At 58.7% G+C, this 24,301-nt stretch carries 18 protein-coding genes and 2 pseudogenes; 8 read left to right on the forward strand and 12 right to left on the reverse strand.

Going from position 1 to position 24,301, the window contains the following annotated elements; all coding sequences use genetic code 11:
- Positions 1–122: 122 nt before the first annotated feature.
- Positions 123–365, reverse strand: coding sequence for a hypothetical protein (locus tag NKJ12_RS27065; protein ID WP_352473700.1), 243 nt, complete (start codon positions 363–365; stop codon positions 123–125).
- A gap of 187 nt (positions 366–552) precedes the next feature.
- Between NKJ12_RS27065 and NKJ12_RS27070 the strand changes: the two genes are divergently transcribed.
- The gene (locus tag NKJ12_RS27070; RefSeq protein ID WP_023677856.1) at positions 553–1,077 is read left to right on the forward strand and encodes a YciE/YciF ferroxidase family protein; all 525 of its coding nucleotides are present in this window, start codon (positions 553–555) and stop codon (positions 1,075–1,077) included.
- 168 nt (positions 1,078–1,245) lie between these two features.
- On the forward strand, positions 1,246–2,412 hold the full coding sequence (locus NKJ12_RS27075) for a glycoside hydrolase family 1 protein (RefSeq protein ID WP_352706238.1): 1,167 nt from the start codon (positions 1,246–1,248) through the stop codon (positions 2,410–2,412).
- A gap of 139 nt (positions 2,413–2,551) precedes the next feature.
- Here the strand turns inward: NKJ12_RS27075 and glf are convergent, their stop codons facing one another.
- The gene (gene glf / locus NKJ12_RS27080; RefSeq protein WP_352706265.1) at positions 2,552–3,694 is read right to left on the reverse strand and encodes a UDP-galactopyranose mutase; all 1,143 of its coding nucleotides are present in this window, start codon (positions 3,692–3,694) and stop codon (positions 2,552–2,554) included.
- A 2-nt stretch (positions 3,695–3,696) separates the two neighbouring features.
- The gene (locus tag NKJ12_RS27085; RefSeq protein WP_352706240.1) at positions 3,697–4,869 is read right to left on the reverse strand and encodes a glycosyltransferase family protein; all 1,173 of its coding nucleotides are present in this window, start codon (positions 4,867–4,869) and stop codon (positions 3,697–3,699) included.
- Positions 4,870–5,268: 399 nt separating this feature from the next.
- Here NKJ12_RS27085 and NKJ12_RS27090 point away from each other — a divergent pair, with 399 nt between their 5' ends.
- Positions 5,269–6,192 (forward strand): glycoside hydrolase family protein, encoded by a 924-nt coding sequence (locus tag NKJ12_RS27090; RefSeq protein WP_352473704.1) that lies wholly within the window; start codon positions 5,269–5,271, stop codon positions 6,190–6,192.
- Positions 6,193–6,379: 187 nt separating this feature from the next.
- Here the strand turns inward: NKJ12_RS27090 and NKJ12_RS27095 are convergent, their stop codons facing one another.
- The 6 genes from NKJ12_RS27095 to NKJ12_RS27115 all read right to left on the reverse strand — a co-directional run bounded on the left by NKJ12_RS27095 (position 6,380) and on the right by NKJ12_RS27115 (position 12,104).
- A complete protein-coding gene (locus tag NKJ12_RS27095) occupies positions 6,380–7,300 on the reverse strand; it encodes an ArsR/SmtB family transcription factor (protein ID WP_352706242.1) in 921 nt (306 codons plus the stop codon).
- Between the two features lie 431 nt (positions 7,301–7,731).
- Positions 7,732–8,046, reverse strand: a complete 315-nt coding sequence (locus NKJ12_RS27100; protein ID WP_352706244.1) for an alpha/beta fold hydrolase — start codon at positions 8,044–8,046, stop codon at positions 7,732–7,734.
- A gap of 424 nt (positions 8,047–8,470) precedes the next feature.
- Positions 8,471–8,803: a TPR end-of-group domain-containing protein gene (locus NKJ12_RS32330; RefSeq protein WP_502900687.1), complete on the reverse strand. Its 333-nt coding sequence runs from the start codon at positions 8,801–8,803 to the stop codon at positions 8,471–8,473.
- A complete protein-coding gene (locus NKJ12_RS27105; protein WP_352706245.1) occupies positions 8,757–9,407 on the reverse strand; it encodes a YidB family protein in 651 nt (216 codons plus the stop codon). Before NKJ12_RS27105 ends, NKJ12_RS32330 begins: the two co-directional genes overlap by 47 nt.
- 341 nt (positions 9,408–9,748) lie before the next feature.
- Positions 9,749–10,618, reverse strand: coding sequence for an MBL fold metallo-hydrolase (locus NKJ12_RS27110; RefSeq protein ID WP_352706247.1), 870 nt, complete (start codon positions 10,616–10,618; stop codon positions 9,749–9,751).
- A 1,156-nt stretch (positions 10,619–11,774) separates the two neighbouring features.
- A complete protein-coding gene (locus NKJ12_RS27115) occupies positions 11,775–12,104 on the reverse strand; it encodes an alpha/beta fold hydrolase (protein ID WP_352706250.1) in 330 nt (109 codons plus the stop codon).
- A gap of 374 nt (positions 12,105–12,478) precedes the next feature.
- Here NKJ12_RS27115 and NKJ12_RS27120 point away from each other — a divergent pair.
- Positions 12,479–13,140, forward strand: a pseudogene (locus NKJ12_RS27120) (hypothetical protein).
- Here NKJ12_RS27120 and NKJ12_RS27125 read toward each other — a convergent pair.
- From NKJ12_RS27125 to NKJ12_RS27135, 3 genes and pseudogenes are all read right to left on the reverse strand, one after another.
- Positions 13,137–13,583 (reverse strand): annotated as a pseudogene (locus NKJ12_RS27125) (PHP domain-containing protein); the annotation flags it as partial. The pseudogenes NKJ12_RS27120 and NKJ12_RS27125 sit on opposite strands and share 4 nt — an antisense overlap.
- 383 nt (positions 13,584–13,966) lie before the next feature.
- Positions 13,967–17,437 (reverse strand): AAA family ATPase, encoded by a 3,471-nt coding sequence (locus NKJ12_RS27130; protein ID WP_352706252.1) that lies wholly within the window; start codon positions 17,435–17,437, stop codon positions 13,967–13,969.
- Positions 17,434–18,693 carry a metallophosphoesterase family protein gene (locus tag NKJ12_RS27135; RefSeq protein ID WP_352706254.1) on the reverse strand — a complete coding sequence of 420 codons (1,260 nt, stop codon included), beginning with the start codon at positions 18,691–18,693 and terminating at the stop codon, positions 17,434–17,436. The genes NKJ12_RS27130 and NKJ12_RS27135 overlap by 4 nt, the downstream gene beginning before the upstream one ends.
- Positions 18,694–19,142: 449 nt before the next feature.
- Here NKJ12_RS27135 and NKJ12_RS27140 point away from each other — a divergent pair, with 449 nt between their 5' ends.
- The 4 genes from NKJ12_RS27140 to NKJ12_RS27155 all read left to right on the forward strand — a co-directional run bounded on the left by NKJ12_RS27140 (position 19,143) and on the right by NKJ12_RS27155 (position 24,220).
- Positions 19,143–21,965 carry a TrlF family AAA-like ATPase gene (locus NKJ12_RS27140; protein ID WP_352706255.1) on the forward strand — a complete coding sequence of 941 codons (2,823 nt, stop codon included), beginning with the start codon at positions 19,143–19,145 and terminating at the stop codon, positions 21,963–21,965.
- Positions 21,966–22,150: 185 nt separating this feature from the next.
- Positions 22,151–23,305, forward strand: a complete 1,155-nt coding sequence (locus NKJ12_RS27145) for a hypothetical protein (protein WP_352706257.1) — start codon at positions 22,151–22,153, stop codon at positions 23,303–23,305.
- A gap of 2 nt (positions 23,306–23,307) precedes the next feature.
- A complete protein-coding gene (locus NKJ12_RS27150) occupies positions 23,308–23,760 on the forward strand; it encodes an AAA family ATPase (protein ID WP_352706259.1) in 453 nt (150 codons plus the stop codon).
- Positions 23,761–23,965: 205 nt separating this feature from the next.
- A complete protein-coding gene (locus NKJ12_RS27155) occupies positions 23,966–24,220 on the forward strand; it encodes an HNH endonuclease (RefSeq protein ID WP_352706267.1) in 255 nt (84 codons plus the stop codon).
- The last annotated feature ends 81 nt before the right edge of the window (positions 24,221–24,301 follow it).

The following is a 24,301-nucleotide window of genomic DNA, read 5'->3' on the forward strand; positions in this document are numbered from 1 at the left end:
TACACCAATGCCTCGTATTGGGCCAAGAGTGCGACAGTCGCTCGCAAGCGTCAGCGGCCATGTTGTATTGCTGACGATTTGCTATTGTACGGTTCCGGACCAATTCTAGCCAGGGGATTCGCTCAGGTCTGCACTTGCCGTCCAAGCGCCTGCCGGGAAGCCGACAGTAGTTCTTCCTCGTCCACTAGTCCGGCCATGTAATTTGCAATGATCCGGGACGCCAACGCCTTAAGCGCTTCTCCAACCCTCTCGAACTCCGAGAAGAGATCGGGAACCTTGATCAGGTGCGGGCAAAGGTCCGTTGCGAAAAATGCGGCCGCAAGGACTCGATGACAGCGGAAACCCTTCAGGCAGACGATCCTCATTCCGGAACTTCCGCAATGGAGCGCAGCCGAGATGCTCAAGCCGCTGCTGGCGCGGCGGACTGAAATCAGCGGTCAACCCGACCGTCGCTCGCTGTTGGCTGCCGGTGTGCCGTCGCCGAAGGAACAACAAGAGACTGGTCCAGTTAGAGCCATGCATGCGTCGATAGAAATGAAAGAGGAGATGACAATGGCGACGAAAAAAAGCTCTCAGGGCAGCTCCAAGGGCTTGGAAGACCTTTTCTATGATGGTCTGAAAGACATCTACTACGCCGAACGCAAGATTCTGACGGCGCTCCGGAAAATGGCAAAGGGCGCGGAGTCCGAAGAGTTGAAGGCGGCGTTCGAAAAACATCGTGACGAGACGGAAGGTCAGATCGAGCGTCTGCAGCAAGTTTTCGACGCCTTTGGCAAGAGAGCCCAAGGGAAAACGTGCCCGGCGATCGACGGCATCATCGAAGAAGGACAGGAGATTTTGGAGGAATTCGAGGAGGCTCCGGCATTGGACGCGGGTCTCGTGGCTGCAGCCCAGTCCGTCGAACATTATGAAATAGCGCGCTACGGGACTCTTGTCACATGGGCCGGGTTACTTGGCTTGAAAGACGCCGTCCCGCTACTCGAACAGACGCTCAAGGAAGAAAAAGCAACCGATGAGGCGCTCACCCGACTAGGCGAAACAGGCGTCAACGAACGGGCGATGCAACAGGCCGCATAACTTCGGATCGAATCGACGCGACCGCGGCCCCCGGCCACACGTGTACACCGCAGCCGCCGAGCCGTCGACGTGGTGGTGGCCGACCGGTTTCGACTAGGCCACCGGAACTGACAATGGGGGACTGCGAATGCGATTACTTGCCCACGTCTTGGGCGACAGGATGTTGGTATGAACGAGGATACCGCTCGTCGGCCCACGGCAGGCTCTTCCGGGTTCGACAGCTTTTTCATGGCTGGTTTCGAGTGTTCCTCCCACAGGCGCGCCGACGGGGCCCGTCTTGATCTGATCCGCGCGACCTCACATGACATCCATGCACATGCCGACTATCGCCGTTGTGCCGAGCTTGGGCTTCGCACGATCCGCGACGGCTTGCGCTGGCACCTGATTGAAACAGCGCCCGGAGTCTTCGACTGGTCGAGTTGGACGTCGGCGATCGAAGCAGCCCAGGCGGCCGGGGTGCAGATTATCTGGGATATCTTCCACTATGGCTCGCCAGACCATATCGACCAAGGTGGCCCGGGGTTTATCAAGGCCTACGTCCGTTTCGCCGCGGAAGCTGTTCGGGTTCATCGCTCCGCTACCGGGGTGGCTCCCCTGGTGTGCCCGATCAACGAGATTTCGTTTTTTGCATGGGCTGTGGAGGTCGGCTATTTCCCCCGCGTCGGGCCGAACAAGCGTGGATGGTTCAAACGACACCTTGTCAGGGCAGCGGTCGCCGGCGTGAGGGCCATGCGGGAGGCCGAACCCGGCTGCAGGTTCATCTGGGCTGAACCGCTGATCCATATTGCTCCTCGTGACCGTACTCACCCCGAGCGGCGGCGCGCCGAAAATGCTCGCCAGGGCCAATTCGAGGCGTATGACATGCTGATCGGGCGCGTGGAACCGGACTTGGGCGGCAGCGAGGACGTTGTGGACGTCATCGGCCTCAACTTCTATCCGCACAACCAATGGTACTTGAATGGCCCAACGATACCGATGGGGCACCACGAATACCGTGCACTTTCGGAATTGCTGGTCGAGGTCGCCGAACGATACAAGAAGCCGATGTTCATCGCCGAGACCGGCGCCGAAGGTTCAGGGCGGCCAGCCTGGCTTCACTACGTTTGCGACGAAGTGCGCGATGCGACGAGCCTCGGTGCACCTGTTCAGGGTATATGCCTGTACCCGGTGACGGCCTACCCAGGTTGGGACAATTCGCGCCACGCCGAAGTCGGCTTGTTCTCCACCATTCATGCGGACGGCTCGCGCACTGTTCGCAAGCCACTTGCGGACGAGTTGGAGCGCCAGCGCCAATCGTTCTCGGCGTTTGAGGAACAACAAGCAAGCGCGCTATAGCCTCGCTGATACGAACAGTGCGCGCTTTTCAGCTGCATCAACAGCACAGCATATCTAGAGCTGTTCGCCGAGAAGCCGAGAAACATCGTTGGTCTCTTTGGCCGTGGGTCGCCCGACGCCGGTCAGGCCGGCGCATCATTCACTCGGCCGCCTCGCGCTGCGTCGGCGTGACGAGCATCCCGTTTGCTGGCAGGCGTGTCTGAATGCGCCCGAACGTAGCCAATGCCTGGCCGACCACCTGATCCATATTGTAATAGCGATATGTTGCAAGACGTCCGACGAACCAGACCTCCGGGCACGCCGCGGCCAAAGCTTCGTATCGTTTGTACAAAGCCTCGTTTTCGGCCCGCGGCACCGGGTAATAAGGATCTCCGACGTCGGTGGGGTATTCGTAGGTGAGGCTGGTCTTCGGACTCTTCTGTCCGGTCAGATGCTTGTACTCGGTGATCCGTGTGTATTTTTCCGTCTGCGGATAGTTGACGACGGCGACCGGTTGAAACTGCTCGCAATCAAGCGTCGTGTGCTCAAAGCGCAGCGAACGGTAGGGCAAGCGACCAAGCTTCCAGTCGAAATACTCGTCGATCGGACCGGTATAGATCATCTGCTGGAAGGGGATCTTGTCGCGAATTTCGCGGTAGTCGGTCTGCAGCATGATCTTGATCTTGGGACTATCCAGCATGCGCTGAAACATGCGCGTATACCCGCCTGCCGGCATGTTCTGGAAGCTGTCGCCAAAATACCGATCGTCGCGATCGGTCCGGGTTGGGACTCGCGCCGTCACTGACTTGCTCAACTGGGAAGGGTCGACACCCCACTGCTTCCTCGTGTAGCCGCGGAAGAATTTCTCGTAGAGCTCTCTGCCTACTGTGCTCACCACGACGTCCTCGGCGGTGCGGACTTCTTTGACCGTTTCGCGTCGGAAAGCGAAGAAGTCCTGCAGCTGCTCGGACGTCAATTCAAGGCCGTAGAGGCGGTTTATGGTGTCGAGATTAATCGGTATCGGCAGCAGCTTTCCATCGACAAGCGACAGCACGCGATGTTCGTAAGGCCGCCATTGCGTGAATTGCGACAGATAGTCGACGATCGATTGGGCGTTGGTGTGAAAGATGTGAGGCCCGTAACGGTGAATTAGGATTCCGGCCTCGTCGTAGCAGTCATAGGCATTGCCGCCGACGTGATTTCGTCGGTCTATGATCAGGACGCTTTCCTGCCGTTGCGATGCGATACGCTCGGCCAGCACACTGCCGGCGAAACCGGCCCCTACGATCAACCAGTCGAACACGCTCACGCCCTCCTCAGGAATGGGACGACGCTCTTCATCGCAAGGGCGCGCTCGATGTGGGCAGCCATCGCGCTCCAGGTCTTCTCCCAGGACATGTCGGCGAGGTAGGCGTCGGCCTTCTTGACCAGGAAATCGCGGGGGTGGGCCAGGATCGACCGAAGCTTGGCCTCGATATCCTCCGCCTCGACAATCTCGACAAGGCCTTCGACGCCGTAGGTACGCACAACGTCGACGATCGCCGTGGACAACACCGGCAGTCCTGCCGCAAGAAACTCGGGAGTCTTGGTCGGGCTGATGTAGCGGGTCGCTTCGTTGAGCGCGAACGGCATCCAGCCGGCACTCCAATGCCTGAGATAGTTCGGCAGGTCTGCATACGACTTGCCGCCCAGCCAATGCAGGTTGCCAGCCGTGGGAAGGCTCGCCCGATCGATCTTGACGACAGGGCCGAGCATGACGAATTGCACGTCCGGCATTGCCGCAGCCGCATGCGCGATAAGTTCAAGGTCGAGCCGTTCGTCGATGACCCCGAAGTACCCCACCCTCGGGTGAGGTATGTCGGCCTGATCGAACGGGTCTTCACCTGGCGCCCTAGCCTGATGGAAATGGGTAACGTCGATGCTGCTCGGGAAGGGAAAGATCGCCCGATGCAAGCTGCGCTTGGCCTCGTAGAGGCTCTGCCCGCCCGTGAAGACGACATCGGCACGTTGCAACAGCGCCTTTTCCAACTGCGTCAACTCTGCGGGAGCGTCTTTGAACGCGGAGAGTTCATCCATGCAGTCGTAGACGCAGACGTCACAGGCGAGATGATCGCTGAAGCGTAGCGCCATGGGCGTGTAATACCAGGTCGTCAATCGGTCATGCGGCGTGGAGGCGAGGATCTGATCGACGAACCTGCGCTGGATCGCGTCCGCCCTGGTCGCGGACGTACCAACTGGGATCAGCGGCGTCACTATTCTGATCTTGGGGGTAATATTGTGCACCCGCATCGAAGGGTGGCGCCTCTCATCGAAGATCGGCTCTTCGAAGTAAATTAGCTGTTGCTGTTTTGACGCCAGGGTCATAACGTGTTGTGGTCTCTGATATACGAAGTTCCATCGGAGGTGTGAAAAGCAAATTAAAATAGACGGTTGTACAGGGTTTTTTGGTGTTTTGGCCCGGCCCGCCGCCATTTCCATGTAGATTATCCTTCGATATAGTTACAAAATGCCTCGACTAACAAAAGTCAATCGAGGCAGCTTTGACATGAAGTTCGCAGCCTTCTATATAACTTCCATCCCGATAAGTTGTTCCATAGCTCCAAACTGTCTCGGGCGAGACCAGCCGTCCGCTCCACTTGCGACGGCTCGACAGAGAAGGGGCGAGCCGGCCGCCCCCATTCGATCCACATGATGAAGCCCCTCGCGTCAGGTCGGGCTCCCCAAATGTGGCCCTTTGCCACAGAGCGGTTCAAATCCTTCAATCGTTCAACAACCGTTCATCAGCGGAGCTATAAATACGCTTGGAATCGATTCATCTGAGTCGCGCCGGTGGTTCATTTGAATGGAGACCGAGACGAATCGAGGGATGGCTGGCGAATGAAGATCGACTTTGAAACCAACGTCTTTCCATTGTTTCACCCGCAGGTTGTGGATGATCTGAAGGACCCTTGTCCGGTGTTCGACGGCACGCTCTGGCACGTCTTCGGCTCCAGCGGCACCGTCACAACAGAGAGCTGGAAAATCCTCCACGCCACAGCGCCGGATCTTTATGGACCCTGGACAGAGCACGAGGCGATCGTTTTGCCGGTAACCGGATCTGGCATTGCGGCGCCCGGCGTCATTCATGAGTGCGGCGTCTTCCACATGTTTATCCAGACCGAATTCATGAAGTCCGGCGGACGTTGCGAGCACGCGGTGTCCAATGACGGCTTTCATTGGGTGGTGCTCAATCCGGCGATATTGTCGCTGCCCGACACCGATGAGGACGGCATCTACGATCCCCACCCCGCAATCGTCGGAGGCAAGCGCTATATCGTCTATTCAGGCATGCCCAAATTCACCAGGGTGCCCCAGCCTGATGTCTATCTGGCGCGCAGCCAATCCGATTCCTGGTTCGGGCCTTGGAAACGTCTCGGCAAGATACTCGATCATCTCGACGTGCCACATCACAATGCGCGCGAGCACCCCGATTACGAATGGGGGATCGAAGGCGCGCAGCTCGTCGAGCTGCCGGACGGTCGTGTGCTTCTCAACGCCACCTGCTTCCTCCCCGAAGGTCCGCGCGGCAGCCGGCAGCGCGTCTTCTTCGCCATCGCCGATGACGTCAAGGGCCCCTACGTTTCCGTTGGCCCCGTTCTCGACCCTGGTGAGCCCGGCGAGAATGGCCATTCGACGGTGATGATCGACGGCCGGCAACTGACTTTGTTCTACCAGAGCAGGCGTGAGGCGACGAACCATCGGTGGCGGTTCGGGTTGGCAAAGTGTGACCTGGATCGGCATATACTTTCGAGAGTTGCCTAGATGGTAAGTTCCGGCATTTGCCGGAACGGAGGATGAACGCTCTGGCTAGTAGGTGATACGCAGCCAGTCGGCGAAGCTTGCGACGGGGCATCTATTCACCTCAGGCAAGCGGTCGCCTCATAGACGACGTTGCCAGCTGCAAATCTGGCAGTGGACCGTAATTGCGCGCAGCACGCCGCCAGTGGATTCACGCGGTTTTGATCCTGAGCAGGATGTCCTGATCGTAGTTTCCAAAGCCCTTGCCGAAAATGTTGATCCCGCCGGGGCGCTTGGCGTCGTCCTTGACCCCGATACGGACGCGGATTGAATGATGGCTCTTCAGATCGAGTGCGGCGAGGCCGGTTTCGGAAATCCTGAGACCGTCGACATAGGTGCCGTCTCTGGCAATTCGCCAGTTCTTCAGCTTGCCGTATTGCGAGCCCTTGAGCTTCCACCAGGAGGGCGTGAAGACGCCGCGCTTGTCGCCGAAATCCCCCGGCGACGTCCAGGTGCCGACATCGACGCCATTGATTGTCAGCGTGATGTCCGAGGGCCAATCGGCGCTGGTGCCGGGCACTTCCGAGGACAGCTCTAGCGCCACTTCGAGTTCGGTGATCTCGGCATTGGCGAGCTTGGCATTGTTGGGGAACTGGTATTCGACAAAACCGCGCGTGAACCATAGCAGACCGGCTTTCATGCGGTCCGGATCGAGGAAAGTGTTCGGCACATCGAGCAGACCGATGATGCCGTCTGGCGAACAAAGGCCGCAGGGCGCGGTAACCTCGAAGCCGGTATAAAGCCCGATCGGCATCGACACTTCGATCGCGTCGTTCTTGACCGCACGATATTCGCTCTTGAACACGACGAGCACTTTTTCGGCGGTCGGATAGCAGATTTTCCGGTTGCCTTTCTTCGCTCTCTCGGTGCGGATCAGCCCCGCATCCTCCAGCACCTGGATGTTGGTCGAGACGGTCGACTGCGGAAGCGACAGCACGGCAGCGATTTCGTTGACATTCATCGGCCCCTTCTCATGCAGCAGTTTCAGCATCGAGATCCGCGCCGAGGAGGCAAGCCCCTTGAGCACGGCAATGCCTTCCTCAGGTTCGATCACCAGAAAATTGCGATTCATGAAATCGCCAGTCTATGCTCGTGACAGAGGTTATGGCTTCGCTCATTGCAACGGCGCTGACCGAAACGCCGAGCCGTTGATTTGGTTACATTAAGCCCTCGACCGTCAGTATGCATCGCAAGCCGTACCCGCAAGGATGGTGCGACATGTCTACATTTGTTCTCCGACCGCCAGCTCCTTGTAGTGCGGGGGTGCTTGTCAGTCCGTGGCCTCGATTTGCAGACGACTAGATGCTGGCAGCCACAAAGAGAGGCAGAAGCCGAACACGGAATTGGGGCCGTTCCCCTGGCCAAATCCCCCAAGATACGGGACCTCGACGTCGATGTTAGCCGAACCGGCGCGGATGGATGCACAGGATGCGGTTCGCTGAAGTGCGTGCCGCCGTGAAGTAAATCATCGGATTCGCCACCCGATAGAGTCGGGACGGGGTTCTACCTATTGCTTTTGAGCATGATCTTTTCCGAAAATCGCGATTCCACTTCTTCGGGATCGCGCCAGTGCCGGCCTACTTCACTGCTGGCCGCGGCAGCGACCCTGTCCACCATGGCGAGAACAGCTAGCGGTGCGGTGTGGTGGACCATGTGGCCGGCCTGCGGGATGATATCGACAAAGGAACCAGGAATCTCCGATTGTAGTCTAAGAGCCTCGGCTTTCGCATCGAACAACCGGTCGCCGGCCCCGGCAATAATGCCGGCAGGCATCAACAGGGTGAAGCGGCCGCCGGCCAGCGCGTCGGCCAGCATCAATCCCGATTCGGCCGCGATCGACCGCAGCTGTGAGGCCAGCTGGCGATGTCCTTTGCCGACGAAGCAAACCCCGCAGAGACGATGCCGGGGCGAAATACTTGCCCATGGCGAGCGGCCAGGTGAGCAGCACAAGCAGCGGCAGCAAAATGTGGGTGAAAACACCACCGGCGACAGGCAAGGCCGGCAGCCCGCCAGTGCAAGGCCCAGGCGCGGCGGCAAGAACGGACCGATGAAGACTCCCGATCGAATCGTCGTCCGATCGAGCTCATCGACTCGCCCGCCTGCCATCGAACCCAAATCTCAGGCGCTGAGCGGCCGAGTAGTAGATGCGACTTCGCTGCTTCATGGCTCACACTCCATCTTTCAGAAAAGAGCGTGTGTTGCTGCGATCAGTTGAATCCGCCACCCAAACCGAACGCGGCTGCTAGGCAGGCCGAAGCTTGTGCAAGTACAGCTGTGCGTCACAAGGCAAGTGAACTAAGAAGCTGCACGAACCGCGGGTGATCGCGAATGGCGTCGAAATGACTTCGTGACGGATTCGTTCCAATACGTTCTGACTCACGCTTCCTCCGACGGCTCTTTCCAGGTACCGCACCGCTTCCTCCACTTCCCCGAGCACGGAATACATGCAAGCGGCGTTGTACTGCGTCACGAAGTCGTCCGGATCGATCGCCAGCGCTCTGGCCAGCCAGGAACGCGCCTTCTTCCGCTCACCGATATACGCGAGCGAGGGCGCCGCGATGCAGCGGTGCCGCATTTTCAGGATGGCGGCCAGTTGAGCGTTCGGCGCGCTCGAAACAGACCCTTGGTTCGCGAGCGGATGAAGGCGATCGCGCAGGAGCGTCCCCCCGTGTAGAGTTGCCACCCTGGATCTCGCCTTGGGCCGGCTGCATTCCTGGCTGTGTTCCCTCGGATACATTGTCGAGCAGGGTCGACTTATCCAAGCCATGTGTCGGCTCAGGCGGCCATTCACCATTCGGCGTCATCTCGTTGACTGTCTCGGGTAGATCCCGCGCAATCCTTCTGATTAGCTCGTCGCGCGAAAGACCCGTGTGCATCAAAATGGACGTGAGTGTACCTTCGTCCATTGCCGCTTCGACGTCCCTTGGCTCGATCGGTTGGTTTGGCCCGCTGCCAACCCACGAGTCGACCTTCGATCCTGCCCCCACCTCCCTGAACCGGTCGAGGATCTCACCAAGGTCAGCCCTCGACACGCCATTCGTTATCTGAGCCAGAATTCTGCGTTGCGGGTCGTTTGGGTTAAGATACCCCGCTCCCGGAATCAATTCACAGAGCTTGTCGCGATTTTGGTATGCCAGAACGCCAAGCATGGCGATCGCCAATCTTCCCAGATTTGCCATTTGGTCTCCTCCACGGTTGAGCGAATCGAAGCCAAGTCTCGGCGGATGCCGACGCGTGTGGGCTCGAACAACTTCTTGCCGGTCGGCTCGCCGGCGGAGAGGGCGCGTCCTCGGGTACTCTTTTCCATCTGACGTCTTCTCCTGACGCAGAACTTCGGGGCGCTTGGCCGCTGTCGCCTGCGCCGATCGAACGCCCTAACCCGGCGCCTTCCGGGTTTGTTCCGCTTGTCAGAGTTTGTCGGCGACGGTAGGGGCACGACCCGACGGGTAACTCTACCGGCTCGAGAAATAGAGTCTGCCCAACTTGACCATACTTCAGAACGACGGCGGCTCGGTTAGCCTCAGCTACCTTGGACTGCCGCCGGCTCGCGCACAAATTTCAATTTCGGCGGGACGGCGAACACCCTGAACCGCTCAGCCAGGCTGTCAAGAGCGTGACGCATGCCCACTCCCGCAGCAGCCGCACCGTGTCCACTGATGACCATCCGCGGGTTCAGGGCAGCCAGGTGCTTCACGGATCTTTCCGCCGCATCCCAGTCCGGCGTGAAGTAGCGCGGCGGACCGTGCATCTCAAGATCCTGAACGGCGACCTCATAGACTGACTCCTGACCGGTGGTGATGAAAGCGTCCCCTACGATCAGCGAGCGGTCCTCCTCGCGCCAGAGCGAGATATGCCCAGGCGCGTGCCCGGGTGTGTGTAGCCATCGCCATCCGGGCATTCCGGGGATCGATCCGTCGGCAGGTAGGAGTTCCAAACGGTTGCCAAGATCAATTGGCCCGCGTGGAAAAAGCGGCGAAAGCAGCGCCATCAGTCCACCCCCGACCCACGGATCCGGTGGCGGATAGGACGCGGTTCCGTCCAGATAGGGGCGCTCGAGTGGATGCGCGAAGACAGGCACGTCCCACCTATTCGCGAGGTCTAGAACCGTTCCCACATGGTCGAAATGGCCGTGGGTCAGGATGATCGCGGCCGGCCGTGCGTTCGTGCCAAACCGCTTTTCCGCGACCGCAAGAATGCTGCCGCGGGACGTCGGCAACCCGGTATCGATCAGCATCCAGTTCCGATCTCCGCTGCCCGGTGCGCCGAAGAACACGACATTGACGATTGCTAGCCGCAAATAGCCCAAGTCCGGTGCGATGCTCCAAGCGCCGTCGCCACGATCCTCGCGCCTGGCGTGGTCGATCTCGGAAAGTCGAATCTGAACGGTCATGTGATCCCGTGCCTCTCTTGTTGCTGAGCAGCCGCTCGAGTCGATCGGCGGCGGTGGTATATCGCCCCGAACTTGGCACGGCCCTCCTTGTTCCTCCTTCGCCACCCAGCTCCGGACAGTCCACCACAGGAACAAAGGCTCGACCAAATCGGTTCGGCATTACCCGGTCGCGCCAGGACGAGCTGGACTGAGCAACGAAGATGGCGCGCGCCCCATTGGATGCGGTATTTCGCCAACGCGGTTCCCGGTCCTAACAAGGCGGCCGAGTTCGAAGCCGACTGCTGAAAGAAGACTTCGAATGGGCGAAGTGGGGCGTATGGACGAGCACCAGGTGGAGGCTCCGGTTCCGCAAGCTTCGCCTATGACTGGTCAAGTTGGGCGCCAATGGTCGAGGCGGCCCGATCGGCAGGTGTCCAGGTTATCTGGGACATCTTCCATTACGGATCTCCAGACCATGTCGATCAGCGATCGCTGCATTTCATCGATGCCTATGCCTCGTTCGCGGCAGAAGCCGTGAGCGTACAGCGTTCGATCGCCGGAACACCGCCTCTGTTGTGTCCCATCAACTAGATCTCCTTTTTCGCATGGGCTGTTGAGGTCGGCTATTTCCCGCGTGGGGCCGAACAAACGTGGATGGTTCAAGCGGCATCTCGTGAAGGCTGCCATCGCGGGTGTTCGTGCAATGCGGGAGATCGACCCCGCCTGCAGATTTGTCTGGGCCGAGCCCCTTATCCAAATCGCTCCTCGTGACCGGACCCGCAGCGAACGGGGTCGGGCCGAAAACGCCCGTCAGGGGCAGTTCGAAGCTTACGACATGTTGCTGGGCCGCGTCGAACCTGAGTTGGGCGGGAGCGAAGATGTTGTCGATGTCGTGGGCCTGAATTTCTAGCCGCACAATCAATGGTAAATAAACGGGCCGACGATATCGATGGGACACCATGAGTACCGCGCTTTGTCGGAAATGTTGCTCGAGGTTGCTCATCGGTACGGTAAGCCGATGTTCATTGCCGAGACCGGCTCAGAGGGATCCGGCGGGCCGGCTTGGCTCCACTATGTATGCCGCGACGAGGTGCGTGCCGCTATGGGTGTCGGAGCATCGATTCGAGGGTATTTGCCTGTACCCGATAACGGCCTACCCGGGCTGGGACAATTCGCGTCATGCAGAGGTGGGGTTATTTCGGCCATCCACCCGAATGGCACACGCCGCCTCCGTCAGCCCGTCGCGGACGAACTGGTGCATCAGCAAGATCTGTTCACGGCAAACCGGACGCGCTGATTGTGTTGCGACACACCGCAAGGGCGAGCACCGAAGACCAGGGCAAATTACGGTGTATTCCTCAGCCAAAATCGGCGCCACGCGATCCCAAGTGGCATGGGTGCGAGGATGACCGTGCAGCATCAGGAAGCGGTGGCCCCTTCCACCAACCCGCACTCTGAGCGTCGCTTCCGGAAGTTTGATCTGCTCCAGCGAGAAACCTTCAAACATGCAACTCCCTCCATTCGCAACATTTGCCAAACGTGTAAACGGAGAGGCAGTTCAATGTCGGCTTCCGCGGGATCTGAACTTGCCTTGTATTCCGCGAAGAGGTCGTGAGCCGAACGGCGGCTTTAACTGGTCCCTCGGCAATAACCGGACGGACAGCAAACGGCCCCCAAAAAGCCGCCAGGCGGCGACGCGCCTGATATCGCACTTCGAGATCAACTCTGCCGTTTCCTGTTAGCCGAAGTTGCAAACGGCCCCGCTCACAATCGTGGTTGCGCCTTTGGGCATCGTGGTTCAGACCGCTGGCGGATTAGAACTCATATTGGCTTTGCGATCGGCTCATCGCTGCCGACAATCGGGGACCTATATAAAGGGGCATGTCCACGCGCCGTAAAATCAATGCAACAGCGAAGCTGATTGGAGAATGGCCTTTGACCCCGGCTGCAACGCTTGGATCGTCCGTCAGAGCGAGGAGTATTTTTCTCGAAATACGCGCCCGCCTTCCAACGGAGTTCAGGAAACTGCTCAATATCGAGTCCCGCGTGCTTACCCTGCGCCTGTCTGAGGGCGCCGAGAATGATGTGCAGGTGGTATTCGGGATCGTACCAAAGCACTGCAGAATATCGAAGGCCTGCGCGTAATCCCCCGTGAAATCGAGGACATTCTGACGATCTCGACGGCCGAACGGCACCGCTGGCTGAAAGGTGGTCGCTTGCAGAGCGCCGGGACGAAAACGGTGAAACTCCGCGGGCGGGCAAGGAACATCACCTTTCACGTGTTCGACCCGCAGCACGTGGAGGATGTGCTTGACCGCGACCTGGTTACGGTCTGGCGCGAACAGGACGCAGCGACAGCTGCAGACAATAGGCGGCGAGCCGCGGGGAAGGCCGCTATGAAACGCGCTCAAAGAAGCGGTCGCGGAACTGCAGCTTCAGCTGGTTATGGGCCCGATGAGAACTCGCACTCCAGTTTGCGCGGCTGGGAAGATTTTGAGAATGACGGACTCCTGCGCGATAAGCCGGGCGCACAAGCAGGTTAGGACGTTTGCCTGCGCCGTGCGAGATGCGCAAGGAGGGCCGTCAAACGCATCGCGTTCAGGACCCGCTTCGCAGGGACACCGCCCTTGCGCGCCATCTCGACACCCCAATGCATGTGATCGAGCTCGCGGATCGAATGAGCGTCCGGATTGATGCTGAAGATGCAGCCCTGATCGAGTGCCTTTTGATGCCAGCGCCAGTCGAGGTCGAGTCGCCACGGATGTGCGTTGATTTCGACGGCAACGCCGTATTTCGCACACGCTTTGAGGACTTTGTCGATGTCGAGATCATAACCGGGCCGGCGCAACAGCTGGCGACCGGTCATGTGCCCGATGATTGTCGTCCGAGGATTTCCGATCGCCTCAATGATGCGCTCCGTCTGTTTCTTCTTTGGCAAGTTGAAGCGGCTGTGCACGCTCGCGACGACGATGTCGTTGTGCTCGATCTGTCGCGACCCCTGGCGGGGCCTAAGCCCGCAAAAAAGGCCACAGGCAAGACCGCACCCCATCGCAAAGCGACGCCGAAGTCATCTTCGCCCCGGAAGAGGTCGGTTCCGAAGCCTGCCGGGGATAAGTAACGTTCGTTGGCCTCGAAGCGCTCAGCGCCTTGAGCGCTTCGCAGGCAGCGGTATCCGGAGAGCGCCCAAGGAACGCGGCGAAGCGCCGGACATGACGAACGTGGTCCTGCTGCGTACGGCCGCGAAGCGAGGTTCGTGCATGAGGCGCAAAGCGGATGCCAAAGCCGGCGCTTGGAATGTCGATTTGTCTAGCTAAGGGGAAAATATCGAACAGCACGGTATTTCAGCAACGCATCAAGTAAAGTCCAATCTCATCCGAGCTCATGGATCGCCACGCCCGGCACTACAGTCTTGGCGATCTCGCACAGGTGCTGGTGATGTGTCAGGTAAATAACCTGTCCGGCACTTGCCATCTTCCCAAACAGCCGGAAAACCTCCTCGGATCGGAAATGGTCGAAGGTTTCCATTATGTCGTCGGCGATGAATGGAACTGAGGGTCGAAACTGAGCAAACTCGTAGTACCCGGCCAGCCTGAGCGCCAGGTAGAGTTGAAAACGCGCACCCTTTGACAGCGCGTCGGCAACCTTGGATTGCCCATCGCGCTGTAATGCGATGAGTACTTCCCCACCCTTCACCGGTTGAGTTGTCAGGCCAGAGTACTGGCCGCGCGTCATGAGAGCGAATGCGTCTGATGCGCGCTCCATCATCCCGGAGCGATGACGCTCGCGGTAGACGCGCAGAGCATTTCCAGCCGACAATATTCCCAGTTTCAGCTCGATATAGCGGACGGCCTTTTCCTCGATTTCCAGAAGGACGGTGCGCCGTTCGGCATCTATCCGGGCAACAGCGCTGTCGCCGCCAATGGCGTCCAGCTTGTCAGTCGCGCGCGTCTGCCGAATGAGCTGTTGCTGTATCGCCTCGTCAGAAGCGCGAAGCCGTTGCTCGGCTTCAGCCTTCTCGACTGCGAGGCTGTCGAAATCGACAGCATCCAATATTGAACGCGCTTGCTCGAGCCCTTCCGCAGCGAGCTCGGATGACATTTGCTCCTCAAGTTCGGCCACGGCTGTGCGCAGGCGATCCCTGTCGCGCAGCAGTTCGTCACGTTCCACGACCTCGGCTAGGGTGGCCACGTTAAAAACACTCAGGACCTCGTTCTTGCGGCGCTCATGTGCGGAAATTTCAGCATCGAGGATCTCGCGACTATCCTGCAATCGCTTCAGGTCATTGACGAGGCTTGCCTTGGCCTCCCGCGTGCGCTCGGCGCGCTCCAGGCGCTCGGCAAGCCGAATCGCCAGCTGTTCCGGGTCGTGGTCATCGGCTGCCTCGCCCGCTTCGGCTGCAACGGCGGTAACCTCGACCAGGAAATTGTCCCTGTCGGCCTCCATCTTCTCGATACGGAGTTGCATGGCGTCCCGGTCCTGAAGACATTTGGACAGTTCAGCCAATTGATCGAGGACGCCGCCGACGCCGGGCGCCGAGATGCCGCTCTCGAGCCAGGTGCCCTTGAGCGCTTCGGCAACGCCGGCTAGCCATTCATCCCCATGCCGCTCTGCGACTTCGATGGCTCGGCGCCTGGCGGCCAGATCCTCTTGCCTTGTGCCAACGGTATTGAGCGCCTCGGCACGCTCAGCGTCCACCTTGAATTGCCTGTCAAGGAACAGCTCTGCCACGGCCATGACCGTCTCCAGGCTGTCACCAGGGTCCGAACTGACGCCGACGCTCGCCAGCGCGCTGCTCAGCTCCCCGTGTATTCGGCCTCCCTCATCAACTGCCCGCTCGGCCTTCTTGCGTGAAAGCTCGACCTCCTCCCAGGCCGCGAGCCCATCGATGTAGGCAGCAATGCGATCCTCGATCAGTTCGATCAGCTGTTCGGGGGATTTCTCCGGAATTTCTCCAAGCAGGGGTCTTGCGGCTGCAAGAATTTCCGAGAGCACGGCCTCCCGATCTGACCTGTTGCGTTCAAGTTGGTCGCGCCCATGCGCGATGGTGGCAGCGGTTTCTGCGAGGTTGCGGTTTGTGCTGCGAATCTCAGCGAGCTCCCGGGCGTTGGCCAGACGGCCTGCTCCGGCAGCGTCGTCTCGGGCCAGTGCTGCCGCGAAACTATCCGCCGTTTCGCCAGTCAGGTCATCGCGATGTCTTGCCCAGGCCTCGTCCCGGGCACGCCGAATGGCGTCCGCCGCGTCATCGTCGGTGACATCGACTGAGGCACGAAGCGCATCCAGCCGCGCCGCAAGCAGGTCGTGGTTGCCGTGGTGTTCGGCAAGGCGTTCGGAGAGAACGCCCCTGCTCTTCCCGAGCTCTGCTGCCAGCGCCTTCCATGCGCCAAGTTGTCCGGCATTCGGAATGGCGAGCCTGGCCAATGCCTGAGCATCGCCCGACCAGGGATGCAAGCGCGCGATCGCGGCCTCCCATCGAACTGCACCCGCATCCGCGGCCTCGCGTGCCGCCTTGGTTTCCCTCATGTACCCGCTGGCCCTTGCCGTCGACAAAGCCGAAACCAGCCTTGCCCTGGCAGGCTCGGGCACGGCCCGTTCTTCGCCGACCCGCTCGCGTGCCGCATGAAGTGCATCAGCAGCAGCCGCAGCCTCCTCGCGCGCAACGCGCACGCTAGTAACGATCCCGGATCGCTGCTCGACCATGATGCGCACAGTGCCAATGGTTGCAGCAGGCAAGAGCAGCTTGGCAGGATGTGGCTCCGAGGACCTTCCAAGCGCGGCAAGGCAGGTCGCCACGGCATTATCGAGGATTTGCAGCTCCGTCCTGCGACTTGGAAGGTCCAGGCCGGCCGAGACGTGGCGCACCTTGCGGTCAGTCAAGCCGCGAACCCGTTCGGAAATCGCAAGTATCACCGCGTCCACATCGACCGAGGCGATTTTCGTCGTCACCCGCGCGAGCTCGTCCACACTTGCGGATAGCCGCGTTCTCAGACTGGCATCGGTCTCGATCATGTCGGCGACGCTGCCCGTCCAGGTCCGTGACGGGGAAGCGATTTCAGGCAACTCGGCTAGTTGGGCTTCCTTACGTCGGATATCGGCAAGGATCGGGATCGCGCGAAGATATTTGGCGATGGTATCGAGCCGAGTCGACAGTACCGACCGTTCGGCGATGCTGCGGTCGTATTTTTCTGTCGCGTCCAGGCGCTCTGTCTCGAGAGTTTCGAACGTCGACGCCAAGGTGTCGATCGCCTCCTTCCCGGACTTCAGTTCCGCAAGCCGCTTCTTGAGCAGTGCAAGCTCGGTTCCGTGTGCCTGCTTGCGATAGAGCCGGTCTGCTTCGGCCTCGAGTACGCTCAGTATATCGCTTGCGTGCCCGAGCCCGGCGCTGGCGGTGAACAACAGCTTGCCCAGGTCGCCGCGCGATTCCAGGATTGATTTTCCACCTGCTTCCAGCGTTTCGTCGTCCAACGAGAACATGGTCTCGTATGCATCGCGAGACAGCCCGGCGAGATGTGCTGATATCGCCATTTCGCTGACTGGTTGGCCATTCGCGTTCAACAATGAGTTGGTGCGCTGTTTCGTGCGTGTGAACGTGTGCTCCGCGCCGCCGAGTTCGAGCACCCCGCCGATCCGCATCGCGCTGTACTCGTGCAGGAAATTGTAGCGGCTGCGTTCCTCGATGCCAAACAGCAGGTCGAGATAGCCGGAAAGCGCGGTCGACTTGCCGGCCTCGTTCAGGCCGAAGACGATATGCAGGTCGGGACCGGATTCCGGTTTCGGCCCGAAGTCGATCGCTCTGTCGGTGAATTTGCCATAACGGATGAGCTCAAGTCGCCGGAGCCTCATTGTGATCCACCGGCCTTCAGGCGGGCGGTGACCAGGTCGGCGCCGTTGGCAAGCACCCTGTCGAGGAACAACTCCAGCTCAGCCTCGTCCTTACCCGCGAAATCGCGCCCGTCAGGCGGAAGATCCGCGATCATCTTCTGTACCAACGCCCTCGCCTCGGCACGGAAAGCTTCCGAGCTGGCATCGGCACGCATGGATTGAGCGAGTTCGAAAATCGGATCAGCGACGCCCTCAGATGTTTCGGCTGCGGGTGGCGAGACGTTAAGTTCGAGCTTCTCCACCCAGGTTTCGCCAACCTGTTCCGCGACCTGCTCAGCTTCCGCGAGCAGCAGATCCCGGTCGCGGATCAGTGCCCACGACAAAGGCGACATGCCGCTCAGACCGAGGCGCACCACGGCATGGCGGGATCTGACGGAGGCCCGGATAGCTTCGAGCGCGGATCGGACACGCCCGACGACTTCGGACCATTCCACCGTTACGGTCAGGTCAACGCTCACCCGCTCGAATTGCGCGATACTGGTCAGCCTTTCCTCGATCTCGATGGTGCGGTCGTCTCGTATCGTCACCAGCGTAACGGATTTCTCTCCGTCCTCGTTGATGTCCCTGCCCTGCGGAATTCCTGGCATCACCACGGTGCTCGCCCCAGGATGGACGTGGCGGACATGGATGTGCCCGAGCGCCCAGTACTCGAAGCCATGACTGTGCAGGTCGGCGACGTTGCAGGGCGCGTAGACGTCGTGGCCGGGCGATCCGGCCAGGCTCGTATGCATGATGCCGACATTGACCGCGCCTTCACGCGGAGCTGAATACTTGGGAAGCAGACTGTCCGGCGCCTTTGGGCTCGCGAAGCTCAAGCCGTGGAACATGACGTCAAGCCCGCCGGCTGTCTGCAGCGCTGACTGGGGACGGCCGCCGAAGATCGTGACCGTGTCCGGGAACACGAGCTGTTTCGATATCCGCGACATTGCGTCATGATTGCCACGGATCTTGAAAACCCTGATGCCGGCCTGGTGAAGTCGTGTCATCTGTGACGCCAGAAACCGCGCCGTTTTCATCGACGTCTGGTCGCCATCATAGAGATCGCCGGCAATGACCAGGGCATCGACACGTTCCGCAAGGCAGAGGTCAACTATGGAGATGAATGCCTGACGGCTGGCGTCTCCGACAAGTTCGGCAAGGTCGGGGTTTCGCATCGCCAGCGAACGCAGTGGCGAGTCGAGATGAATATCGGCCGTGTGTACGAATCGAAATGCCATCGAGCGGTCTCCGCCCACGAACATATCGATGTTCGATCGCGGTCCGATAGAAGAATTTCACGACACGCGGTGTTGGGTGTCCAGACCAGGTTACTGTCAATGGGCGCTTCCGCCGCTATCGTGTTAGAGGGTGCGGTGGTCAAAATTCGACACGCTATCCCGGCAACAGCGAGCGGAGTACGGCGGCGAGCGTTTCCTATGGACACCATTCTGGCTCAGCCAACTTCAAGACGTCCTCTTCGTCCTTCCCGTCGACCAGGAGGAGCGCGACGAATAAACTATCTCAAACCTCTCTCTTTTAGGGGGATTATTTTGTAGAGGGCTAGTAAATTCGGCTCCTTTAGTTGAAAGAGCCATATAGGCGAATACTGTCGCGGGCAATCTGCGTACGCTTGTTTGATCTACCGGCAATATGTCCCGGCGCTGGTACGCTTGGCTAGGGAGGGAATATGAGCTTTGCCTCATGGAGAAAGTGTGATTTTCAAATTCATACGCCCCGCGATCCTGCTTGGGTCGGGGTAAGGACTGTTGGGTTAGGCGAACCCACAAAGGGAACTGGCGCCCCAGCAACGGCGCAGGACGTTGATGTAGCGCGCAAACAGTGGGCGAATGAATTTCTGGATCAATGCTTCGCCGGAGGTTTGAATGCCATCGCCCTCACCGATCACCATGAGATGGTGTTTGTCCCTTACGTTCAGCAAGCAATCGCGGAACGAAAGGCGGCCGATGCCCAATTTGACTTCTGGCTTTTTCCAGGAATGGAGCTCACAGCGGCTGGTGGGAAGCAATGCCTGATCATCTTTGACGCCGACATTTCGGAGGATTGGCGCAGACAGGCACAGGGGAAGCTTGGCATCGTCTATGCCGATCTTGACGAAAAGCACGCCAAAGGTCCAAAGGTCACCCAACTCGCCTCCCACTACGCCGATATCGGCGCCGAGTTGGATAAACTCGAAGGGCTTCGCGGCAAGTACATCGTTCTACCGAATGTCTCCCAAGGCAACAGCCACACAGTCTTGACCGACGGGGGCCACGCGGATTTCCGTCGTATGCCTTATGTCGGCGGCTATCTTGATCAAGGCCAAACGCACTCCACGCTGGGGAGCAAAAACCAAAAACGGCTTTCCGGTCTCGACAAGACTTGGTGCACGCGGGAGATTTTCCCGCTTCCAACTTCGGACAGCCGATCGGCCGATTTTTCGATGGTTGGGTCAAACAGTACCTGGATAAAGCTCGCAGCTCCGACAGCGGAGGCAATCCGCCAAGCATTCCTTGGTCACAAATCCCGTATCACCATCAAGCCACCCCAACTCCCTTCCCTCGTGGTGTCTGAGATCGAGATCGACGGCTCCGCAATTTTGGAGAAAACTAAATTCCCTTTCAGCCCCGAGTTCAACTCCGTCATTGGCGGACGGGGCAGCGGGAAGAGCTCATTCCTTGAATATGTGTCCTTTGGCTTAGGCCGCAGCTGCTATGATGTGGAGCGCGACCATTATTCGGGAACACAACGCATGCGTGATCTGATCAACGACACGCTCATTGCAAAGGGTGCACGGGTCAAGCTAACTGTCACACAGGACAATGCGGCTTTTGAGATTGTTAGGGGTCCTGCCACCGCCTTTCAGCCGACGATTACCTATCCCAACGGCTCGAAGCAGACTGCAACGGTCAAAGAGCTTCGGGCACTATTCCCTGCCGTAGTGTATAGCCAAGGCGAGCTCGCAGAGATTGGAAAGCAGGCAGGCAAGAAAACCCAGCTTTCGGACTTACTCCAGTTTGTAAATCCGGATTACAAGCGCGAAGACGACCGCCTGACCCTCGACATTGAAGCTGCCAAGGTCACGGTCAAGGGCGGCGTACAAAGCCTCGCTGCGCACTGGATATTGCAATCTCAACTGCGCAAGCTCACCACGACCAAGGCGTCGCTCACTCAGCGCGTCGAAGCACTTGAAAAGACGCTTCCGGCCCTGTCCGAAGAAGATCAGTCCATTGTCGCGTATTTCGATAAGGCGAATGACTTTGAATCGAAGCGGCTCCAGGCGTCAAAACACGCGGACCAGATAGTCGAAGAGCTGGACAAATCGATCACGGAGCTCGTTAACGAACGCGATCTAGCGACCGATTTGGCAGATGACTCGGCGGCAATCCGCAAAGGCTATGGCGAATTGTTTTCAACGTTCAGCGCCGGCATAAAACAGTTCCAATCCGATATGAGAGCCAAGCGCTCAACATTGGCTGCTGCTGAAACCGAATGGGCGGCAAATTTCAAGGTGGCAAGGACAGCAAGAGACGAGGTTCTCGAAAAGCTGGGTGCACACAGGACCGCTACAAGCCAGATCATCAAGCTTCGCGAAGAGATCACCGACCTGACCAACCAGATCGGCGATTTGGACGCGAAAATAAAGGCCAATGGAGACCCGGCCGCCGGTTTAGATGAAAAGCTCGTTGCCCTCAGAGCACTAAATGATCGTCGTACGGAACGGACGCAGGAGTGGGCGAAAGAGATCGAGCGTCTGTCGAACGGGAAAATCAAAGCGATCGTAGATGCGGCGGGCGACGTTTCGGAGATCAAAGACGCAGTCGATCTTCTCGCCAATAAAACCGGATCACAAGAGGCAACCCGTCTCAAAGAATTGGATGATGCGGTTGCCAAAGACACGCCCATAGCGTTCCTCGACAAAATGCGCGCCGATAGCCTTTCGCTGTTGTATTGGCGTCAGATAGGCGCGGCTAGCGGTGAGAAGCAGCCAGATAGTGCAGTCTTGTTCGGAGTGCTTGGTGACACAGATCGCATTCGCGCGGCCTTGAGCGAAAAACTGGACACGACACGGGTAGAAACAGTTGCGGCCGCACTTCCGAAGCCCATGATTACCCTCTCCTATTCAGATGGCGCTAAGGAAATTGCCTTCGAAAAGGCTTCGGAGGGCCAGCGTGCGGCGGCGTTGCTCTTTATGCTTCTAGAGCAACCTGGGGGGCCGTTGATCATAGACCAGCCCGAAGGCGATCTCGATAATCGCATCATTGCTGAGCTTACTGACAAGCTGCACACTGCAAAGCAAAACCGGCAGCTCATTTTTGCCAGTCACAATGCAAACATTGTCGTCAATGGATCGTCAGAGTTGGTTGGCCATCTTGACGTAAAAGATACAGGCGAACGCCAGTTTGAATGCGCGGGTGCAATCGATACGCCATCGATTTGCAAGGTCATTACCTCCACCATGGAGGGCGGTGAGAAGGCATTTAAAGACCGCCAAAACAAATACGGGTACTGATTTTGGAGGCCGCCGTTCAGGTGTGTCTGGTGTAATCCGAACTCACCTGTTTCCCATCGTCGATATACTTCACTCGGCTCCATCACCTTCGTTGCTTGAGCAAGAGGGCGACGCAGAAGCAACTGATAGAAAAGTGCCTCAGCTATTGCGAGGAAGATGGCCCTCGCCTCGGAGCTTTCCTGACCATGACCGACTTTACAGTTTTTCCTCCTTCACGTGGTGATCCGCCGTCCTTCACAGGAGTGGCATTGCTGCAGGACCGGTGGAACGACTACAGTTTTATGACTCAGTACCACCTTGTGGTTTCGGTGCCGGAGTTCAGCGGCCTGATTGGAGCAGTGAAGATATTACGCCGCAGTCAGACCGAATCTGACGATCTGCAACTTCCAACTGGGCCTCTCTCGCCACTCGGTGACGACTTCGTTTCGCTCGGACAAGAGCTTGACTACTACGAAAGACTGGCCGGGTTGCCCGAGACGCTTCGCCAGGAGATTCTGGCCTTTCTCCGCGATGCGCTAGCATTCCCACAGCACGCTGAGACGTTCGCTACGGAAAAAGGATGGAGTACCTCCATCCTGCGATATGTTGACTGGGACAGCTTCCGCCGTGACGCTGCGGTTCTGCTGAACCGCGACTACGATCGCGTCGCGCGCCTTGGCCTAGAGGTTTCCTTCCACGTTGAGGGTTGGGTCGATCCGCTTCGGATCGATTTCAAAGCGCCCGGTGGTCATTTGTTTTGGGACACGAGCGTGCTGCCCGAGAGAGTTGCGGTACTGATAGGTCGTAATGGTTCGGGCAAGAGCACACTGCTTTCGCGGCTTGCGCGCGTGCTCCACGCCTCCCAGCGCGAACGCGCGAGCGAGCCGCTGAAAGCACTCGGTGCGATCTCACCTCTCGGGATCGGCTTCACGCGAATAGTCAACGTCGCCTATAGTGCGTTCGATGCGTTTCAGCTCCCCGGGGTCGATTATCGTGAGCGGAAACAGATTGTCGACGACCTAGAGCGTGGCGTTGGCCGCTATCACTATTGTGGCCTTCGCGACATTGCATCGGAAGTTCGTCAAGCGGAAGGCATAGGTGACATCGATGGCACGCCCATCCAACCGCAGGACCTTGATCGGCAAGAACGTATTATTCTCAAGACGAGTGAGCAGCTGTCTAAGGAGTTCGGAGCCATTGTTCTTCGCATCAAGGAGAGCGGCCGGCAAAACCTCTTCAACGAAGTCTGTCGCGTTCTGGGTTCAGACTCATCGTTCTTCGTCTCGGCTCCGATCCTGCTGCCTCAATTTTCGAGTACGCTGTTCCTTGGTTTCGTGTCTGGAGCACCGGCCATAAGATAGTTATGCATGCCGTCGCGTCGCTCGTCGCCTATACCGAGCCTAAGTCAATCGTCCTAATTGATGAACCCGAGAGCCATCTCCATCCACCGCTACTAGCAGCCCTCATGCATGCGGTACGCATCATTCTACGGCAGAACGATGCGTTCGCTGTTGTCGCAACACACTCACCTGTGGTGGTACAAGAAACGCTCGCTCGCCATATTGCGATCGTTCGGCGGTCGGGAGCGGAAATAAGGATATTCTCACCTCGCATAGAGACTTATGGCGAGAGTATCGGCGAGGTCACCAACGAAATCTTTGGCCTCAACGTCGACGCGACGGATTTCCATAGCGTGCTGTCTCAGCTTGTAGACACCGGGCTTTCCCTCGAAAGCATTGAAGGCCTGTTCGAGCGTGGGTTGAGCCTGCAGGCTAGGGCCTTTGTGATGACGAAGCTTGCGAGCAAAAGGACCTGAAATGTGGGTCATCACTCCCCAACAACTCGGCGACGTTGATGAAGCGCTAAATGCCGCCCTAACACTGACGAACGGTGCCGCAGTCTACGCGATGTCACCTGCCGAGCGTGCAGCATTGCATGAGGTCTACCAACTATACGACGCGTGTCTCGGTCAACCACATTTGGACCTTACTCCAAACGTGCTCGATACCGCTCGTCCCCACATGCGCTCGGCATACGATCAGGTCCAAATTGGTGGGCGCCTGGCAGCGCTCCGTGAGCAACTCTTAGCGTCGACCGATCAGTGCCCCTATTGCGGCTTTGGGGAACCGCGCGACCTAGATCATTACTTACCCCGCAGCGTATATGGTGAGCTCGCGATATATCCTCGCAATCTGATTCCAAGCTGCAGTCCATGTAACAATGCAAAGAGAACGATAGTTCCTGGCCTGGGCCCAGCGCACGGCCCTGGATTGTAAGCGATGTTCCGACGGCACCTTTCGGGGATCGGCGTGAAGGACGATGTTCGGAGCCTTTGAGGGCTTCGACATATGACGATT

This window comes from Mesorhizobium sp. M0195, assembly GCF_040322115.1.
Classification (GTDB): domain Bacteria; phylum Pseudomonadota; class Alphaproteobacteria; order Rhizobiales; family Rhizobiaceae; genus Mesorhizobium.

Bases quoted from the DNA above. Each gene is read 5' to 3' on its own strand.
- NKJ12_RS27065 (WP_352473700.1), bottom strand. From the start codon at position 365: ATGAGGATCGTCTGCCTGAAGGGTTTCCGCTGTCATCGAGTCCTTGCG.
- NKJ12_RS27140 (WP_352706255.1), top strand. From the start codon at position 19,143: ATGAGCTTTGCCTCATGGAGAAAGTGTGATTTTCAAATTCATACGCCC.
- NKJ12_RS27070 (WP_023677856.1), top strand. From the start codon at position 553: ATGGCGACGAAAAAAAGCTCTCAGGGCAGCTCCAAGGGCTTGGAAGAC.
- NKJ12_RS27090 (WP_352473704.1), top strand. From the start codon at position 5,269: ATGAAGATCGACTTTGAAACCAACGTCTTTCCATTGTTTCACCCGCAG.
- NKJ12_RS27150 (WP_352706259.1), top strand. From the start codon at position 23,308: ATGCATGCCGTCGCGTCGCTCGTCGCCTATACCGAGCCTAAGTCAATC.
- NKJ12_RS27130 (WP_352706252.1), bottom strand. From the start codon at position 17,437: ATGAGGCTCCGGCGACTTGAGCTCATCCGTTATGGCAAATTCACCGAC.
- NKJ12_RS27075 (WP_352706238.1), top strand. From the start codon at position 1,246: ATGAACGAGGATACCGCTCGTCGGCCCACGGCAGGCTCTTCCGGGTTC.
- NKJ12_RS27155 (WP_352706267.1), top strand. From the start codon at position 23,966: ATGCGCTCGGCATACGATCAGGTCCAAATTGGTGGGCGCCTGGCAGCG.
- NKJ12_RS27135 (WP_352706254.1), bottom strand. From the start codon at position 18,693: ATGGCATTTCGATTCGTACACACGGCCGATATTCATCTCGACTCGCCA.
- NKJ12_RS32330 (WP_502900687.1), bottom strand. From the start codon at position 8,803: ATGCGGCACCGCTGCATCGCGGCGCCCTCGCTCGCGTATATCGGTGAG.
- NKJ12_RS27115 (WP_352706250.1), bottom strand. From the start codon at position 12,104: ATGTTTGAAGGTTTCTCGCTGGAGCAGATCAAACTTCCGGAAGCGACG.
- NKJ12_RS27095 (WP_352706242.1), bottom strand. From the start codon at position 7,300: ATGAATCGCAATTTTCTGGTGATCGAACCTGAGGAAGGCATTGCCGTG.
- NKJ12_RS27145 (WP_352706257.1), top strand. From the start codon at position 22,151: ATGACCGACTTTACAGTTTTTCCTCCTTCACGTGGTGATCCGCCGTCC.
- NKJ12_RS27105 (WP_352706245.1), bottom strand. From the start codon at position 9,407: ATGGCAAATCTGGGAAGATTGGCGATCGCCATGCTTGGCGTTCTGGCA.
- NKJ12_RS27110 (WP_352706247.1), bottom strand. From the start codon at position 10,618: ATGACCGTTCAGATTCGACTTTCCGAGATCGACCACGCCAGGCGCGAG.
- NKJ12_RS27085 (WP_352706240.1), bottom strand. From the start codon at position 4,869: ATGGAAATGGCGGCGGGCCGGGCCAAAACACCAAAAAACCCTGTACAA.